Below are 16,774 nucleotides of genomic sequence, written 5' to 3' on the forward strand. Positions count from 1 at the left end.
ATCTTAAGCCTTTTTATGAAGAATGAGGGGCAGTCAGAATAATCCCCGGCGCATTTCCTTTTACAAACCGAAAGGTAAGTATTAATGCGGAGTCAAGGTTGCCCGAAGAAGCGTAAATTGACGATCTACTTAAAAACCAATTAAAGCAAAATACACCCTATTGGAATTTTTATACTTTAAAAAGCCAGCAATCAGATCTTGATTACCGGATTTTTATACCTACTTAACAACAGTTTTTACAGATTATAACCCATACGTACGCTCAACTTCACCGGCCCGGCGAACCTTCTCCCAAGTGCCCGATTGATTTCCTTTTAAATACCGGACCAAACCGGCCAGCGCACAGACATTCATGAATGTGAAATAAAACGGGACAAAGAGCAATTTCCAGCGTAGATTCTTTTTTTCGAGCCGGTAACCGACCCAGGCAGCCACATAGAAAATACATTGAAGCACGAACAAAACCGTCCAGCCATACTGTCCCGACGGAGCAATCCCCAGTTCCCGAATCGCCAGCCAGGCGTTGGCCAGAAAAATCAGGGGCAAACACAGGGGCGCCACGGCCCAGCGCATCGCCCGGTGCGACACATACTCGAAGGTCAGCCAGCCGTAGCGAAAAATATTCAGTAAATAGGTCAGCCGGACAATGGACTGAAAACCGCCGGCTGCAATCCGGATTTTCCGTTTCTGCTCATCCACAATCGAAAACGACGGACGCTCCATCGCGTAGGCATCCGGCTCATAGGCAACGCGGTAGCCCTGTCCGGCAATTCGGAGCGAAATGATGAAATCATCTAGAATGGTGTCGGTTTCAACCGGCTCATACAAGTCCGTCCGCACCGCAAACAGCTCACCGGCCGCACCGACGATGGTGTGCAAATCGGAGTCCAGACGCTTCAGGAACGATTCGTATTTCCAGTAAAGTCCTTCCCCCGAACCAGCCGCCGACTCGCTGTCGTTCGTCAAAATTCGTTTTTCACCAGCCACCGCTCCCACCTTCGGATCCCGAAAATGGCGGACCAGATTCTGCACGGCCTCCGGGTTCAGAATGGTGTTGGCATCCGTAAAAATGGCCAGCGGGGTTTTCACCTGCAACATGGCGCGGTTCATGGCGGCCACCTTGCCCCGGCGTTCCGTGCCTTCCATGATCGCCACCCGGTTGCCGTATTTCGAGCGCAGGAAGTCCGCAGAACCGTCGGTCGATCCTTCTGTAACGAACAGAAAATGAAGCCTATCGGCGGGATAGTGCTGCGCAAAGGAGTTCGCCACCTTGTCGGGCAGACACGACAGTTCGTTGTAGGCTGGCACGATCAGCGTGACATCGGGTGCAAAAACCGCATCGGTTTTCAAAGCCGGCCTGCGTCCCCGGATTTTTACCAGAAGCCAAACCAAAATTCCGTATCCGACGTACGTATACACCACGAGTCCTGCGCAGACAACCAGAAAAATATCCATAGTGATTCGTTAAGTAGTCGCCACTACGCGCGGCAGAACGTCTTTGGCCGGTTGGTGAATTTTGTTGCTGAAATGCCAGAGAACCGCGTTTTTCAGCGCGATGAGGTAGTTTTTCTGCCGCCTGATGGCGTAGAGAAAAGCCGCTTTGGTGAGAGCAAAGCTGAAATAGTAGACACAGAAAAAAAACAGGGGAAAACCGCTCACGTTTCTGCGCATAAACAGCAGCCGGTTTCGCGTGTGGTAGTACACCTTCAGCGGATTGGTTTTGCCAACACTAATCGATTCCTTGTGGTAAATAAGGGCCGAAGCCTGGTAGTAGATCTGGAAACCGGCCCGCTGAATTTGCATCGACCAGTCCAGTTCTTCGTAATACAGAAAGAACGATTCGTCCATTGCGCCCCCCTTCTCCACGGCCCGGCGGCTCACCATCATGGCGGCACCGTGGGCAAAAGCCGTTGGCCCGGATCGATCGTGTTGCCCGCGGTCGGTTTCACCCAGCCCGATGGACCAGGTACGGCCGGTATAGCGGTTTAGCGGATAATAGCCTGCGTATTGAATAATCGTTGGATGGTCAAAAAAACGGATTTTGGGGCACGTAATGCCAATCTTTGGATCGGTTTGGAATGGCGCCAGCAACTGATCGAGTAAGTCTGGCGTCACCTCCGTGTCGTTGTTCAGAAAAAAGAAATAATCACCTTTGGCGTGTTGCATCCCGAGGTTGTTACCGCCCGAAAAACCGAGGTTTTCGGGGCTAACCACGACCTTCACGTTCGGATAATTTCCCTGCCGGATGCGCTCGGTGGGATCTTCGGTAGAAGCGTTGTCTACCACAATAATTTCAAAGCGGGGGTATTTTAACCGTCGGGTCGATTCCAGCAGCTCGCAGGTCACCGCGGCCTGGTTGTAGTTGATCGTAATCAGCGAAATCAGCGGCACGCTGGCTACACGTTCTCCTTTTGCCATACCGCCTTCAGGGTTCGTATTACAATCATCAGGTCCGTTTTGAACGAGTATTTTTTGGCGTAAAGCACGTCGAGCTGGATGCGTTCCTGATCCGAAACGGCCGCTCCTCCGCGTTTGGTCACCTGCCAGAGTCCCGTTAAACCGGCCGGAGCCGCAAACCGCCGGGCATAGCCCGCAGCCGTCAGCTTTTCGGCTTCGTAGGGCGGCAGCGGCCGGTTACCGACAAACGACATATCTCCCCGGAGAATGTTGTAAAACTGCGGCAGTTCGTCGATGCTCGTGTTGCGCAGCACCTTGCCAAGCCGCGTCACGCGGGGGTCTTCCTTGAACTTCGAAAACATGGCCTTGGCTTTTTCGGCCCGGAAATGGACTTTTTCGCAAACCTGCTTATCGTCCAAAAAAAGCGGCTGCTGGCACCCGGTTCCGGCCAGTTGGCAAGTGTCACAAAGCTGATCCGTTGCCTCTTCCACTTTCGCGACATTGTACATGTTTTTGGAAGCCATGCTCGCCAGCATCTGGTCGGCATCCGTGCGCATGGTTCGGAACTTGTACATATTGAACACCTTATACCCCATTCCGACCCGCTTCGAACCGTAGAAAATGGGGCCTTTGGAGTCTAGTTTTACCAGAATGGCGACCACCAGCAGCAATGGCGAAATCATCAACAGTAGGAAAAACGACAGCACGATGTCGAAGATCCGTTTGCCGATTGGCATCCGAACCTGAACGGGCTTGTGGGCATTTCCGCCGGTTTCGGCATACTGTTTTTTCAGAACCAGATACGATAACCGGGTCTGAAAAGCCGCTTCGGAATAACCGTAGTGGAACACATCGATGACGCGCCCCCGAAACGGTTCGACTGTCAGATCGATGGGAGTTGGGGAATCGCCCGTTAGCAAAATGGTGGAGAGTTTTCCGGAACGCGGTTTGGCCTTAATTGCATTCAGGAACGAGGTGCTGTTCAGCCGGTCGTTGAAAACCACCAAATCGACAGCCGGTTCGGCCTCCAGAAAAAAAAGGGCCTGCTCCAGGCTGGATACCACCGTAATGGATGCCGTCTCCCCAAATGCCTGACTAAAATCGGCGGCCATCTGGGGATCGTCCTCGACGTATAAAACCCGAAACGTTGTTCCGTTCGCTAAAACCGTCAGCATACAAAGGGAGGGCTAAAAAGAATCAGTAAGTCGGTTTGTTTCCGGGTGCCGGGGTTGGTTGCGGACTGCCCCTTCGGCGCAGAATCGCATTTATTTTCGCCTTGACTTCCAGCGGATTAAAGGGTTTGATCATGTAATCGTCGGCCCCCTGCTCCAGACAGGCGATTTTGGTCGCACTATCGGTGAAAGTCGACAACACGATGATGGGCACCTGCGTCAGCAACGAACTGGCCCGAATGGTCCGGATCAGGTCCTGCCCGCTCAAATACGGCATCTGCAGATCGGTGATGATGATGTCGACTGGATTCCCCGCTTCCAGCCAGTCCATCGCTTCAATGCCATTGTTCAGCGTCGTGACCTCAAACTCCGCTTTCAATGTATGACGAAGAACTTTACGGATGTACGTATCGTCTTCTACAACCAGAACATGGTATTGGTTTTCCATAAATTATCTACGAATCGTACCCGTAAACTAAAAGATGTGTCCGCAACAGGTAGTTATTCAAATTTACTATTTAATGCACCAGTAAACAGCACCGTATACTAACAATACGAAGTAGTAACAAAAATCATACTACAAATCGAGGTTTCATTAAATTTTGTCTGATAAATAAATGTCAATTCGTAGAATATTGTTCTTTTTTCGAAGGGAGAGAGCTATTTTAATCGAAATTTAATAGCCTATAGTCTGAGTATCCGCACTCTGACCGGATCTTTTTTGGCATATGAACAGGTCGTTCTATAATCCTTTTTATTTTGTTAATTGCTGCAATTCGGTTTTTAATACTGGCTGCATATGTTCCAGATTTTGTATGAAGTTACGATAGGCATCCGGGATCATTTCATCATTCGATTTTTCCTTTGCCAGCCGTTCTATAACCTCCAGTTGCTGTTCCAGACGGGTAAGTCCCACCATGCCCAGCCAGGGCCTCAATTGGTGGGTCATTGCGCCTACGCCCGTCCAGTCCTGCACTTCTATCAGGTTCTCCAACACCTGAAAAGCGGGAACGACTTCATCCAGAAACATTTCGATCGATGAAATCAGGGTTTCAGTATCGTCTTCATACAGTTGCAGCAGACGGGCGCGGTCCAGTTGATCGATGCCCTTGTCGGCGGAATGGGTCATGTCTACCAAAATAGGATGTGTTACGGTGGGTCCGGTTTTTCCGGTATTCGTTAGTTGAGCCGCTGGCAATACTTGGCGATTTTCTGAAACAAATCGTTGGGGTTGAACGGTTTGGTCACATAATCGTTGATGCCCGCATGAATGGCGCGGTCGCGGTTGCTATACGTGGCCGAAGCAGTCAGGGCAATCACCGGAATTTTGGCGTCCGTTTCCCGAATGTGTTGCGTGGAGGTGTAGCCATCCATTACCGGCATCTGAAGATCCATCAGAATGAGATCGTAGGAACCCGCCAGAAATTTTTCAACACCGATCTGTCCATTCTCGGCCACATCCACCAGAACCCCCCAGCGACTCAGGAACTTGAGCGCAACTTTCACATTGACCGGATAGTCTTCCACCAGCAACACCCGGACGCCTTTCAGGGTCTGGTCGTTGATGGCATCGGGAAGGACATAGGCTTGTTTCACGGCGGAACTGATGCGCAAATCAAGGGTAAAATGAAACTTTGCCCCTTTTCCTTCCTCGCTTTCCACTTCAATCTTGCTGTCGTGCAGTTCGAGCAATCGCCGGGTAATGACCAGCCCCAGCCCGGTTCCGCCAAACTGCCGGGTCGTGGCCGAATTGGCCTGGGTAAACATCTCAAAAATGGCCTGCTGTTTTTCGGGCGCAATCCCGATCCCGGTATCCTGCACCGAAACATAAATCGAAGCCACTTCGTCGTCTTTCTGAAGCAGCGACAGTTCGATGGTAATCGTGCCTTTTTTGGTGAACTTGATGGCGTTGGAAACCAGGTTGGACAAGACCTGCCCGATCCGCAGCGAATCCCCAATCAGCGAATCCGGAATGTCGTCGTCCACCATCAGTTTGATGCGGGTTCCGTTTTCCTCGGCTTTAAACTGGTGGGCGCGTTTGATGTTGGAAACCAGGTGTTTAAAATCGAAATTGGTTTCTTCGAGTTCCACTTTCCCGGCTTCGATCTTACTGAAATCCAGAATGTCGTTGATGAGCGCGTGCAGGTGTTCAATCGAAAATTGCAGCGTTTTGAGGTTTTCGGCCAGAGCGGGCGGCACTTCTTCCTGGCTCATCAGGTAAGTCATGCCCACAATGCCATTGAGCGGTGTCCGGATTTCGTGGCTCATCATGGACAGAAATTCCGATTTTGCCAGGGTGGCATTCTCCGCAACTTCTTTTGCCGACCGCAGTTCAAGCTCGATTTGTTTGCGGTGTTCAATCTGTTTTTGCAAAAAATCGACCAGTGAAACCAGATTCTCAGGGCCAAATTCCGGCATTTCATCCCCTTCCGGAATTTCCATCGACTGGATGGCTTCGATCAGTTTTTCTTCCGATTGCCGGCGCTGGCTGATTTCCTCCTTGAGCTTCTGGTTGATCGTGGCATATTCCCGCTCATTGAGAAATGACGAATGCTCGAACAATTCCTTGTCGCGGTCAAAGTTTTGATACGATTCATTGACAGCCTTGACAAACTGCTGAAAACGCTCATGCTTCAGACACTCTTCCGTCAGGTGTTTATTGATTTGTCGGGCCAGCAGTTTATGGAAATTCGTGGTGTCCATAGCGTCAGTTTTCGGAAAAGACCGTCACGGTCATCGTTTGGTTGTGTAGCTCGCAACGGGTGTTGGACTGCAAGGGAGAAATTTCTCCATAGGAATAAAAACCTGTCATCACCGCATCGGTTCCAAACACTTCGCGGGCGGCTTCAACCTCCTCATCGGTTCGCTGCCCCAACACCAGCTTCCGACCTACACAGCTAATCAGGATTGCCAGTTCAGGTGCGAAGTTGAGCTGGGTCAACGAGGTGTGTGCAGCCTCGGCCGACGCGTCGATGAGCCGGTCGAAATTAGCGGTCATAAACCGTACAAGGGCCTTTTCGGGCATTTCACCCGCAAACGTCATGCTTTTGGCTTCTTCATCGATGGCCAGAATGGTGCGCACCAGGGGTTCCGAGCCGGCCGTGGCCCGAATGGAGAGTGGGAAAAGCAGAGCCGCTGAAGGCAGACTTTCGGCGTATTTCCCCAGATACTCCTTGTATAAATCCAGCGCGTGTTTACCGTCGATCTGGTACAACACATTGTAGGTCGCTTTGGTCACTTCGCGTTCCGGCCCGAAAACATCCCAGCCCCCCATCGATCCATGCCCGATTTTGAGTTCCGTGCCGTAAAAACCGATACCGACAATTTTACCCGCAGCCGGGTCTTGGTTCAGGCCCACGAGTGTCCGTTCAAACCGGGCGGCATCACCGGCCAGCCCCCCTGAAATGGGAATGTGCCGTTTCAGCAACTGATTGAGTGCTTCGGTCAGGTCGCTGCCGTTCACCCAGCTTCCATCAGAAATTAGAAAAATAGCCGCCAGATCAGGTTCGTCCAGTTCCCGGGCTATTTTTTCGCCCGCCTGAAAACTCTCTGTGTGTTTACGAATGTCGATCTGTACGGTTCGGACCCGCGTTTTTTCAAACTCAATGGCGGTGGCAATAACCGATCCGTCATGAACCTTATCGAGGTAAATTTCGCCAGCCGTGGAATTGATCACGATGTCGGCCACCGGATAGCGGTTGCGAAGCTGTTCGTAAACATTTGATTTTTCTAATAAAAACCGTTCACCAAATGCCAAAACTAACTGGGCATTATCAGCCAAAAAACCCGGCGTTTCCGACAAGGACGACCACGCCTGGTTTTCAAAAACAGATTGATTCAGTTTCATTCGTGTGTGACAGTAAAAAAAGTAAGGTGGGTAAGCCGATACGATCCATTCCAAGAGCAGAATACGTAAGTAGTTTTCCCTACAAATAGTATACTAAATGGTAACTTCCGGATAAATAACGGTGAATTTTTTTCTGATTAATCCTACTTTTCCCAAACCGGCCCGTTTCTCTTACACCCGTTCTACAAGTCCGAAGCCGTAAATTCTGTCCGGGAAAGCATGGTTATTCCGAAAACAGCACCAGCGTTTTGAAGCAGAATCCAAACGAAAAAAAAGAGGGGAAATCAATCAGAACAACCTGTAATTGTCAGACAACTACTGCACAAATATCGTGCTAATTTCGATACAAAATTTAAGGATTTATTTATTTCTTTTGTGTAAGCAGGTTAGCCTGCAGCAGGTAGCGAAACGATAAGGAATTGTACTCACTACGACTGGGTTTCGAGGGGTAATTCGGTCTGGTAAATATCGGCAAAACATTCCTGCAGTTCGTGAACATAATGCAGATACCGGCGGCTGCTGACGCACAGCCAGCAATTGAGACCGGGGACTAATTTCAGATCCTGAAAAAACCAGAAGTGACGGGCGGCATCGGGACGAAAGCCGAATGAGGTCAACCATTGCTTGGTCAACCGAATGGGCTGGGGACGGTGGTGTGGCAGGATTTCCTGCAACAGCTTTTCAGTGAACAGCGTCGGTTCATTTCCGACGTAATAGTATCGGCCAACTTGTGGCGGGCTGATTTTCATGGCATGGGATCGGTAAAATCACGAACACACAAAAGTAGAGGGTTTATTTCAAATACGGCAAGTGAATTAGATTGTGAAAGTTACTTTTTTTTACAGTCTTTGTCACCATTTATTCACTAACGGTATAATTTCACCTATTTATCTACGGTTTTAGCGTTTTTTATTCTGTGTCGAACGGATTCTGGCAAAAATGGCTACAAATTTTACTTGAATCACCCCTTTTTTAACGAAACCGATCCGGATTGAATGGACTCAGTTCCATGGCCGGTGCGCGATTGTCGAGACAGTCGGCTACCAGTTTACCCGAAGCGGGTCCCAGGCTCACGCCCATCATCCCGTGTCCGGTTGCTAGTGTCAGGTTTTCAATGCCCGAAACCCGACCAATATACGGTAATCCGTCGGGCGAGCAGGGCCGCAATCCGCTCCAGACCTTCGACACGTCCGGCAGTTGAGCCGGCAGATCGGGGTAATAGTTTTGGATGGAATTGACAATGCCACGCACCCGATTCATATTAACGGACAAATCGGTTCCGGCCACTTCAAGCGTACCGGCAAACCGCAAATCCGCTCCCATCGGCGTGGCCGTGGCGCGGGCTTCCAGCATGATGGCCGGAACCCGGATGTTCGGACGCTGGTTTTGCAGCATGAAACTGTAGCCTTTGCCCCCCTGCAACGGCAGCGAAATCCCCAGCAACCGCATCAAAGACGGTGACCAGGAACCGGCGGTAATGACCACTTCGTCAACGGGGTGTTCGGCTGTAAACGTTTTGACGGAAGTAATCCGGGAACCCGACCGGCCAAAACCGCTCACCGATTGGTTTTCCAGCAGCGTGACGCCCCTTTTTTTCAAATACGTCACCAGCGAGCGGATGAACTGACCGGGGTTCAAATGCGCATCACCGGGGTAATATACCGCCCCCCGGACGTCTACCCGGGCATCCGGCTCCAGGTCCTGAACCTGCTCCCCCGACAACTGCAGTGCTTCGATGCCGGCGCGGTTGGCCACTTCCGCTTCCTCCGCCATTTCGTGTTCAGCAGCAGCGGTTTTATACAGCATGAGAAGCCCGTCTTCCTTCCAGCCAAACGACAGGCCATCGGTCCGGGCGAGTTCCTGATACAGTTTTTTACTCAGCAAGCTAATGTCACGCAGCGCCGGAATCGCCCGCTCGACGTGCTCGGGCGTCGAATGTTTGTAGAAGAGCCAGCCCCAGCGCAGAAGATCGGCACTCAGACGTGGTTTGATGTAAAACGGACTGGTCGACCGCAGCAGCATCCGCATGCCTTTGGCCATCATGCCCGGCTGCGCCAGCGGGATGATGTGACTCGGCACAATCATCCCGGCATTGCCGAACGAACAGCCGTCCGTCAGCGTGTTTTGATCGAAAACCGTTACTTTGTAACCCGCCTTGTCCAGATAATAAGCTGAACATAAACCGATTACTCCACCACCAATAATACCGATGTGTCTCATATTACCTGAAAACCATGTACATAGGGATCGTCTTCATCCAGAATAATATGATTGAAGCCGTGAATAATAGCCCAGCCTTCGATGCTCGGCACAATGGCGGTTTTTCCGGCCAACTCGGTTTCCTGCTCGATGCGGCCCGTAAAAATGGAACCGATAATGCTTTCGTGAACAAAATCCTGACCCGGTTTCAGCCAGCCTTTGGCATACCACTGCGCCAGCCGGGCCGACGTGCCGGTGCCGCAGGGCGAGCGATCAATGGCTTTGTCGCCGTAGAAAACCGCATTACGGGCCATCGACGTAGCCGCCAGCGGTTTGCCCGTCCACAGAATGTGGCTCAACCCGTTGATGGTCGGGTTTTCGGGATGCACAAACGTATACTGTTCGTTCATCCGCTCCCGCATCACGCGCGCCCAGGCGATGAGTTGTTCTGCCTTGAAATGCTGTAAACCGGCAAAATTGGGCTGTGGGTCCACAATGGCGTAAAAGTTGCCACCGTACGCGACGTCGACCGTCAGGGTTCCCAAGTCCGGGCAATCGACCGTCAGCCCCTCGGCCGCCAGATACGATTTGACGTTGGTGATTTTAACCGATTTCACCTTTCGCCCCTCCTGCCGGTATTCGGCCCGAACCAGGCCGGCGGGAACTTCCAGGTTCAGGACGCCCGGTGTTTTTGGCACAACCAGCCCCTGCTCGATGGCCACCGTCACGGTTCCGATGGTGCCGTGACCACACATCGGCAAACAGCCGGAGGTCTCGATAAACAGCACGCCCACATCGTTGGCGGGGTCGCTGGGCGGATACAGAATGCTGCCCGACATCATATCGTGGCCGCGCGGTTCGAACATCAGACTCTTCCGAATCCAGTCGTAATCGCGCAGAAAATGTTGCCGTTTGGCACTCATCGTCGCACCCACGAGGTGCGGAATACTCCCACCGGTGACCACCCGGACGGGATTCCCGCAGGTGTGGGCGTCGATGCAATAAAAATTATAGTTCATACGGAGAGACGACTACACCGTTTGCAGTTCGGGACGGATCGCCAGGGCGGCTTCAATAATGCCCAGCACCCGTTCCCGCTCTTCGCCCTCCAGCGTCAGCCGCGGGGCACGAACGTATTCCGAACCAATGCCAGTGGCCGTGGCGGCAAGTTTGATATATTGCACCAGTTTCGGCTGAATATCCAGCTCCAGCAGGGGCATAAACCACCGGTAAATCCGGATCGCTTCGTCGATTCGACCGGCTTTCACCAGCTCATAAATGGCCACTGTTTCCTGCGGGAAGGCATCGACCAAACCGGCCACCCAGCCATCGGCACCCGACACCAGGGCTTCCAAGGCCAGCGTGTCTACCCCACCCAGCAAACTGTAGCGGTCGCCAAAGGCATTCCGCATCCGGGCAATGTTGGTCAGGTCGCGCGTCGATTCTTTTACGGCCCGAATGTTTGGCAAAACCGCCAATTCCTCAAACATGGCCACAGTGGTCATGATTTTATAATCGACCGGATTGTTGTAAATCATGATCGGCAGCGACGTTTCCTGCGCGATGGTTTTGAAAAACGCAACGGTTTCGCGGGAATCCGCAAAATACCGCATCGGCGGCAAAAGCATCATGCCATCGGCTCCGTTTGCTTCGGCTTCCCGCGCACCCCGAACCGCTTCTCGCGTCGACGCTTCTGCCACATTCATAATCACCGGAACCCGGTTTTTGGTAGTTTCCAATGCTTTTTCCAGCAAAGAAAGTTTCTCGGGGCCAGTCAGCGTACTGACCTCTCCCAGTGAGCCGGCGATGATCAGACCGTGAACACCGGCATCGAGTTGAGCCAGGATGTTTTTGGCGAACAGTGGCAAGTCGAGTTCGTCGTCGGCCGTAAAAGGCGTGAGCAGGGCGGGATAAACCCCTTTCCAGGGTACGGAGATAGCCATAATATCAGGGATTGATCGGAGTTGATTGGATGCGTGCCACCTGCACGCTTCAGGTAGAACAAATTTGGCAAAATAACGAATGGCTCACTTCATGGAGATTGATTGATTCTGATACTCTTTTTGCCACTTTATGGGTTTGAAAGAAAATAAACGACCAATTCTGTATCAATTTCGAAAATTATCGCTACTTTGTTTTGCATCACCGTCTCTATTCATCACACAATCCATTTTGAATCGATATGATTTCGACCATCATTTCCCCGCATGAGCAGCCGTCAGCGCTCCCCCGTTTTCATTCCTGCCACCCTTCATTTCTGGCTTTCCAATGAAACCGCTGCTGTTCCGGATTCCCACCGTTGCGGATCGCTCGTTTCGGGTTCAGGTCGATGATGGGTCTCATTTTTACGACCGGCTTCATTTTCATCCCGAACTACAATTGACGTTAATCAAAGAGAGTGTGGGTACGCAGGTCATCGGCGACCGCATCGACCGTTTCCGACCCTACGATTTATTGCTTTTGGGGGCCAATTTACCGCATGTGTTTCGCAACGATCCGGTTTATTTCTCCGCAAAATCCGCTCAGCGGGCCTTGTCTTATTCCGTCTATCTTCGTCCTGAACACCTGAAAGAATCGTTTTTTGGAATGCCCGAGTTAAACCACCTCAGCCAGCTTTTTCAGGAAGCCCGGCACGGCGTTCGGATTCGCTTCAACGAACCGGTTTCAACCACGCATTGCATGGAAGAACTGCACACACTTCGTCCTTTCGATCAAGTGATGGCACTATTAACCGTTCTGGATTGCATGGCGACCGATTCGAGACGGGAAATGCTGTCGATGACAGCCTACGAACAGCCCCGCCGTCCCGACGATCACCAGCGGCTCGACAATGTATTTACCTACATTCTGAACCACTACGCTTCGCCCATCACCCTGGAAGAAGTGGCTGCTCAAGCCCATTTGACCGAAAGCGCGTTTTGCCGGTTTTTTCGTCTTCATACCCGAAAAACGTTTTCACAATTGCTGAATGAAGTCCGGATCGAACACGCTTGCCGTTTGTTGCAGGAATCGAAACTCCCGATCAGCCAGATTGCTTTTTCGTGCGGCTACACGAATTTGTCGAACTTTAACCGTCAATTTAAGCTCATTACGAGCCTGACGCCGGGTCAATACATCAAAGCCATTTTCTAAAAAATATGAGACTGATTTTCAGAAAACTTCTCCTTATTCTCTTTTTCTTCACCGGTTTTCAAGCTGCAAGGGCGCAATTTCAGGGCGTCCGCTGGACCTCCGACGGAAATGCCTATCTGACCGTTACCCCGGAAGCGGTTCTGCAAACCGAAGTGGTTTCGGGGAAGGCAACCACCCTGATTTCCAGGGAACAACTCACCCCAACCGGCGCATCGAAACCGCTGACAGTGGCCCAGTTGGCGTTCAGCCGCGATTCTTCACAGGTGCTTATTTTCACCAATACCGCCCGGGTCTGGCGCTACAACACCCGGGGCGATTATTATCTGCTCGATCGGAAAAGTAATCGATTGCGGCAGGTGGGAAAAGACCAGCCTGGTCAATCGCTGCTCTACGCCAAGCTGTCGCCTGACGGAACCAAGGTAGCATATGTAAGCAAAAACAATCTGTTCGTGGAAGATGTGGCGACCGGACAAACCACCCCACTGACCACCGACGGCACCCGCAAACGCATCAACGGCACCTTCGACTGGGCGTACGAAGAGGAGTTCGGCTGCCGCGACGGTTTTCGCTGGAGCCCGGACAGCAGGCAAATTGCCTACTGGCAGGTAGACGCCAGCACAATTCGAGACTATTTGATGCTCAATACGACGGACTCGGTTTACTCCCGTGTCATTCCGGTCGAGTACCCGAAAGTCGGGGAGTCGCCCTCACCGGTTCGCATTGGGGTCGTCGCGGCAACGGGCGGATCAACCCGCTGGCTGGCCATTCCGGGCGATCCGCAACAACATTACCTCGTGCGAATGGAATGGTTTCCGAACTCGAATGAGCTGATTATTGAACAATTAAGCCGAAAACAGAACCAGAGTATTCTTTTTGTAGCTCAACCCGACAATAGCTCTGTGACGCCGATCCACCGCGAAACCAGCGACACCTGGATCGATACGAAGGGAATCTGGAACCGGGGCAATCCCGCCGGTTGGGAATGGCTGGACGGTGGTAAGGCATTTATCTGGGTTTCCGAAAAGGACGGCTGGCGGCATCTGTATCGGATCAGTCGCGACGGCAAAAAAGAACTGTTGCTCACGCCCGGTTCGTATGACATTGCCAACATCAACTACACCGACGAGCGAAACCAGTACATTTATTTCACGGCTTCCCCTTCCAATCCGACCCAGCGGTATTTGTACCGTGCGAAAATGGATGGGAAGGGCAAACCGGAGCGCATTTCTCCTGCAAATGAGACAGGAACCCATGCCTACGACATCGCCCCCAGTGGTCGATATGCCCAGCATACGTTCAACAGTCACCAGATACCGATGATCACAAACTGGATTCGTTTGTCCGACAACCAAGTCGTTCGTGCGTCTCCCCGCCCCACTTCCAACCCGCAAACGCCCCGGAATGTGGAGTTTTTCAAGGTTCAAACCGCCGATGGGATTACACTGGACGGCTGGATGCGAAAACCCGAAAATTTTGACAGTACCAAAAAATATCCGGTCGTTTTCTATGTTTACGGCGAACCGGCAACCACCACGACCAGCGACGTCTTTTCGGCGGGCAGCAATGCGCAGTTTGACGGCGATATGGCCAAAGCAGGCTATTGCTACGTTGCCCTGGATAACCGGGGAACACCGGCACTGAAGGGAGCCGCCTGGCGCAAAGCCATCTACCGGCAGATCGGGCGGATCAACGTTCGGGATCAGGCGATGGGGGCTAAAAAACTGTTCGAGCAACACGCCTATCTGGATACCAGCCGGGTCGCCGTCTGGGGTTGGAGTGGCGGTGGCGCAACCACGCTTCACCTGCTGTTTCAGTATCCCGAAATCTATAAAACCGGCATTGCCGTGGCGGCTGTGGGCAATCAATTGTTCTACGATAACATTTACCAGGAGCGGTATATGGGCTTACCCCAGGAAAACCGGGAAGATTTTGTGGCCGGTTCACCCATCACCTATGCCAAAAATCTACGCGGGAATCTCCTCTATATTCACGGAACGGGCGACGACAATGTGCACTACTCCAATGCCGAAGTCCTTATCGATGAACTCATTAAACACAACAAACAATTTCAGGTGATGCCCTATCCAAACCGGACGCATAGTATTTCGGAAGGCGAAGGCACCAGCCGTCACCTCCGCAGTCTATACACCCGGTATTTGCTGGAACACTGCCCTCCGGGGCCACGTTGAGTGCGGATATAAATGATTTAACTCCGAATGGAATACGACATGATTCATCAACTTTCTAAATCCACTGGGCTCCTGCTGGCAGCTCTGTTTTTTTCCTTAGCGGTTCAAGCCCAAAAATATGCGTTTACACACGATGACACCTTACGCGGTTCCATTACCCCGGAACGGATCTGGTGGGACCTGACGTATTATCATCTTCAGGTAAAAATCAATCCGGCGGACAGTGCGATCAGTGGCAGCACAACCATTTACTACCGGGTTTTAAAACCCAACCAGACGCTGCAAGTTGATTTACAACGTCCCCTTAAAATTCAGAAAATTGTTCAGGAAGGGAAGGAATTGGTTTTCAGGCAAGATGGAAATGCCTACTTTATAACGCTTCAGAAAAAGCAGGAAATTGGGCAAACCGAGTCGCTGGTGGTTCACTATGCCGGAAAACCGCGGGTAGCCAAACGCGCGCCCTGGGATGGCGGCTTTGTCTGGAAACGGGATAAAACCGGGCAATGGTTTATTGCTACAGCTTGCCAGGGATTGGGTGCCAGTGCGTGGTGGCCCTGCAAAGATCACATGTACGACGAGCCCGACAGTATGCTTATCAGCATTACCGTACCCAAAGGATTACAGGATATTTCCAATGGCCGTTTGCGCGGGGTGACTGAGCACGACGATGGAACCCATACGTTTGACTGGTTTGTGAGTAACCCCATTAGCAACTACGGCGTCAATGTCAATATTGGCAACTATGTTCATTGGGCAGACACACTTCAGGGTGAAAAGGGGCGGCTGACCATGGATTTTTACGCCCTGCCCGAACATGCCGATTCGGCCCGTCGGCAATTTCAACAGGCAAAGCCCATGCTGAAAGCATTTGAGCACTGGTTTGGACCGTACCCATTTTACGAAGACGGTTACAAACTTGTCGAGACACCCTATTTGGGAATGGAGCATCAAAGTTCGGTGACGTACGGCAATCGCTTTCGGAACGGGTATCTGGGACGCGATTTGTCGGGAACCGGTTTTGGACTTCTTTGGGATTTCATCATCATCCACGAATCCGGTCACGAATGGTTTGCCAACAACATTACTTACCGGGACGTTGCTGATATGTGGGTACACGAGAGCTTTACCAATTACTCTGAGAACCTCTACACGGAATATTACTACGGAAAAGATGCGGGATCGGCTTATGTAATGGGTACCCGGGCGCTTATTCGAAATGACCGGCCCATCGTCGGAACCTACAACGTAAACCACTCAGGTTCAGGTGATATGTATTATAAGGGCGGAAATATGCTGCATACAATCCGGCAAATTATCGGTGATGATACGAAATGGCGGGGAATTCTGAGGGGTCTTAACCAGACTTTTTATCACCAAACCGTTGATGGAAAACAAATTGAGGAGTACATCAGTCAACAATCCGGCATCAATTTTCAGAAGGTATTTGATCAATACCTGCGCGATAAACGCATTCCCACGTTGGAGTATAAATTGATTAAAAACAAGATCCAATACCGCTGGACGAATTGTGTCGAAGGCTTTAATATGCCGTTAAAAGTGTGCTTAAACAATCCCGGTCCTAACGAGACCCTCAACCCAACTATGCAATGGCAGACATTGCCCATCTCGGGTATCGATTCGTTAACTAGCGATCCTGCTTATTATGTATTGGTTCAATTGGCGAAATGAAACTGGTACCGAATTTCGAGATATAGGTCACAAAAAAAGCTCCCCGCTAATGCGGGGAGCTTAGGAAATCTGTGGTGGCGGCAACCTACTCTCCCGGAAGTGACTCCAGTACCATCGGCGTAACGGGGCTTAACGGCTCTGTTCGGTAT

Annotated in this window: 14 protein-coding genes; 3 read left to right on the forward strand and 11 right to left on the reverse strand. The window is 51.4% G+C overall.

Going from position 1 to position 16,774, the window contains the following annotated elements; genetic code table 11:
* Window positions 1-243: 243 nt before the first annotated feature.
* The 11 genes from ACS5NO_RS25315 to ACS5NO_RS25365 form a co-directional block, all read right to left on the reverse strand.
* On the reverse strand, window positions 244-1,455 hold the full coding sequence (locus ACS5NO_RS25315) for a glycosyltransferase family 2 protein (RefSeq protein WP_439417706.1): 1,212 nt from the start codon (window positions 1,453-1,455) through the stop codon (window positions 244-246).
* Window positions 1,456-1,464: 9 nt separating this feature from the next.
* Window positions 1,465-2,418, reverse strand: a complete 954-nt coding sequence (locus ACS5NO_RS25320; RefSeq protein ID WP_439417707.1) for a glycosyltransferase family 2 protein — start codon at window positions 2,416-2,418, stop codon at window positions 1,465-1,467.
* Window positions 2,397-3,572: a sugar transferase gene (locus ACS5NO_RS25325; protein ID WP_439417708.1), complete on the reverse strand. Its 1,176-nt coding sequence runs from the start codon at window positions 3,570-3,572 to the stop codon at window positions 2,397-2,399. The genes ACS5NO_RS25320 and ACS5NO_RS25325 overlap by 22 nt, the downstream gene beginning before the upstream one ends.
* Window positions 3,573-3,594: 22 nt before the next feature.
* Window positions 3,595-4,017, reverse strand: a complete 423-nt coding sequence (locus tag ACS5NO_RS25330) for a response regulator transcription factor (RefSeq protein ID WP_114406011.1) — start codon at window positions 4,015-4,017, stop codon at window positions 3,595-3,597.
* 306 nt (window positions 4,018-4,323) lie between these two features.
* A complete protein-coding gene (locus ACS5NO_RS25335) occupies window positions 4,324-4,698 on the reverse strand; it encodes an Hpt domain-containing protein (protein WP_439417709.1) in 375 nt (124 codons plus the stop codon).
* A gap of 50 nt (window positions 4,699-4,748) precedes the next feature.
* Window positions 4,749-6,272, reverse strand: coding sequence for an ATP-binding protein (locus ACS5NO_RS25340; RefSeq protein ID WP_439417710.1), 1,524 nt, complete (start codon window positions 6,270-6,272; stop codon window positions 4,749-4,751).
* Between the two features lie 4 nt (window positions 6,273-6,276).
* On the reverse strand, window positions 6,277-7,416 hold the full coding sequence (locus ACS5NO_RS25345; RefSeq protein WP_439417711.1) for an FIST signal transduction protein: 1,140 nt from the start codon (window positions 7,414-7,416) through the stop codon (window positions 6,277-6,279).
* A gap of 428 nt (window positions 7,417-7,844) precedes the next feature.
* Window positions 7,845-8,165, reverse strand: coding sequence for a hypothetical protein (locus tag ACS5NO_RS25350; protein ID WP_114406015.1), 321 nt, complete (start codon window positions 8,163-8,165; stop codon window positions 7,845-7,847).
* Window positions 8,166-8,388: 223 nt separating this feature from the next.
* The gene (locus ACS5NO_RS25355) at window positions 8,389-9,636 is read right to left on the reverse strand and encodes an NAD(P)/FAD-dependent oxidoreductase (RefSeq protein ID WP_439417712.1); all 1,248 of its coding nucleotides are present in this window, start codon (window positions 9,634-9,636) and stop codon (window positions 8,389-8,391) included.
* Window positions 9,633-10,634, reverse strand: coding sequence for a 4-hydroxyproline epimerase (locus ACS5NO_RS25360; protein ID WP_439417713.1), 1,002 nt, complete (start codon window positions 10,632-10,634; stop codon window positions 9,633-9,635). The genes ACS5NO_RS25355 and ACS5NO_RS25360 overlap by 4 nt, the downstream gene beginning before the upstream one ends.
* Window positions 10,635-10,646: 12 nt before the next feature.
* Window positions 10,647-11,558 carry a dihydrodipicolinate synthase family protein gene (locus ACS5NO_RS25365; RefSeq protein WP_439417714.1) on the reverse strand — a complete coding sequence of 304 codons (912 nt, stop codon included), beginning with the start codon at window positions 11,556-11,558 and terminating at the stop codon, window positions 10,647-10,649.
* Window positions 11,559-11,883: 325 nt separating this feature from the next.
* Here ACS5NO_RS25365 and ACS5NO_RS25370 point away from each other — a divergent pair, with 325 nt between their 5' ends.
* Genes ACS5NO_RS25370 through ACS5NO_RS25380 form a run of 3 tightly spaced genes read left to right on the forward strand, consistent with a single transcriptional unit; the run spans window position 11,884 to window position 16,625 of the window.
* Entirely contained in the window at window positions 11,884-12,747 is an 864-nt protein-coding gene (locus ACS5NO_RS25370) for an AraC family transcriptional regulator (protein ID WP_439417715.1), read from the forward strand.
* Between the two features lie 5 nt (window positions 12,748-12,752).
* The gene (locus ACS5NO_RS25375) at window positions 12,753-14,936 is read left to right on the forward strand and encodes a S9 family peptidase (RefSeq protein ID WP_439417716.1); all 2,184 of its coding nucleotides are present in this window, start codon (window positions 12,753-12,755) and stop codon (window positions 14,934-14,936) included.
* 39 nt (window positions 14,937-14,975) lie between these two features.
* On the forward strand, window positions 14,976-16,625 hold the full coding sequence (locus tag ACS5NO_RS25380) for a M1 family metallopeptidase (RefSeq protein WP_439417717.1): 1,650 nt from the start codon (window positions 14,976-14,978) through the stop codon (window positions 16,623-16,625).
* The last annotated feature ends 149 nt before the right edge of the window (window positions 16,626-16,774 follow it).

The organism is Larkinella fluvii (assembly GCF_051857545.1).
Taxonomy (GTDB): Bacteria; Bacteroidota; Bacteroidia; order Cytophagales; family Spirosomataceae; genus Larkinella.

What these genes read in the sequence shown, in the direction of transcription:
- ACS5NO_RS25360 (WP_439417713.1), bottom strand. Translation starts at nt 10,634, where the DNA reads ATGAACTATAATTTTTATTGCATCGACGCCCACACCTGCGGGAATCCC.
- ACS5NO_RS25365 (WP_439417714.1), bottom strand. Translation starts at nt 11,558, where the DNA reads ATGGCTATCTCCGTACCCTGGAAAGGGGTTTATCCCGCCCTGCTCACG.
- ACS5NO_RS25335 (WP_439417709.1), bottom strand. Translation starts at nt 4,698, where the DNA reads ATGACCCATTCCGCCGACAAGGGCATCGATCAACTGGACCGCGCCCGT.
- ACS5NO_RS25370 (WP_439417715.1), top strand. Translation starts at nt 11,884, where the DNA reads ATGAAACCGCTGCTGTTCCGGATTCCCACCGTTGCGGATCGCTCGTTT.
- ACS5NO_RS25340 (WP_439417710.1), bottom strand. Translation starts at nt 6,272, where the DNA reads ATGGACACCACGAATTTCCATAAACTGCTGGCCCGACAAATCAATAAA.
- ACS5NO_RS25380 (WP_439417717.1), top strand. Translation starts at nt 14,976, where the DNA reads ATGATTCATCAACTTTCTAAATCCACTGGGCTCCTGCTGGCAGCTCTG.
- ACS5NO_RS25325 (WP_439417708.1), bottom strand. Translation starts at nt 3,572, where the DNA reads ATGCTGACGGTTTTAGCGAACGGAACAACGTTTCGGGTTTTATACGTC.
- ACS5NO_RS25315 (WP_439417706.1), bottom strand. Translation starts at nt 1,455, where the DNA reads ATGGATATTTTTCTGGTTGTCTGCGCAGGACTCGTGGTGTATACGTAC.
- ACS5NO_RS25350 (WP_114406015.1), bottom strand. Translation starts at nt 8,165, where the DNA reads ATGAAAATCAGCCCGCCACAAGTTGGCCGATACTATTACGTCGGAAAT.
- ACS5NO_RS25375 (WP_439417716.1), top strand. Translation starts at nt 12,753, where the DNA reads ATGAGACTGATTTTCAGAAAACTTCTCCTTATTCTCTTTTTCTTCACC.
- ACS5NO_RS25320 (WP_439417707.1), bottom strand. Translation starts at nt 2,418, where the DNA reads ATGGCAAAAGGAGAACGTGTAGCCAGCGTGCCGCTGATTTCGCTGATT.
- ACS5NO_RS25355 (WP_439417712.1), bottom strand. Translation starts at nt 9,636, where the DNA reads ATGAGACACATCGGTATTATTGGTGGTGGAGTAATCGGTTTATGTTCA.
- ACS5NO_RS25345 (WP_439417711.1), bottom strand. Translation starts at nt 7,416, where the DNA reads ATGAAACTGAATCAATCTGTTTTTGAAAACCAGGCGTGGTCGTCCTTG.
- ACS5NO_RS25330 (WP_114406011.1), bottom strand. Translation starts at nt 4,017, where the DNA reads ATGGAAAACCAATACCATGTTCTGGTTGTAGAAGACGATACGTACATC.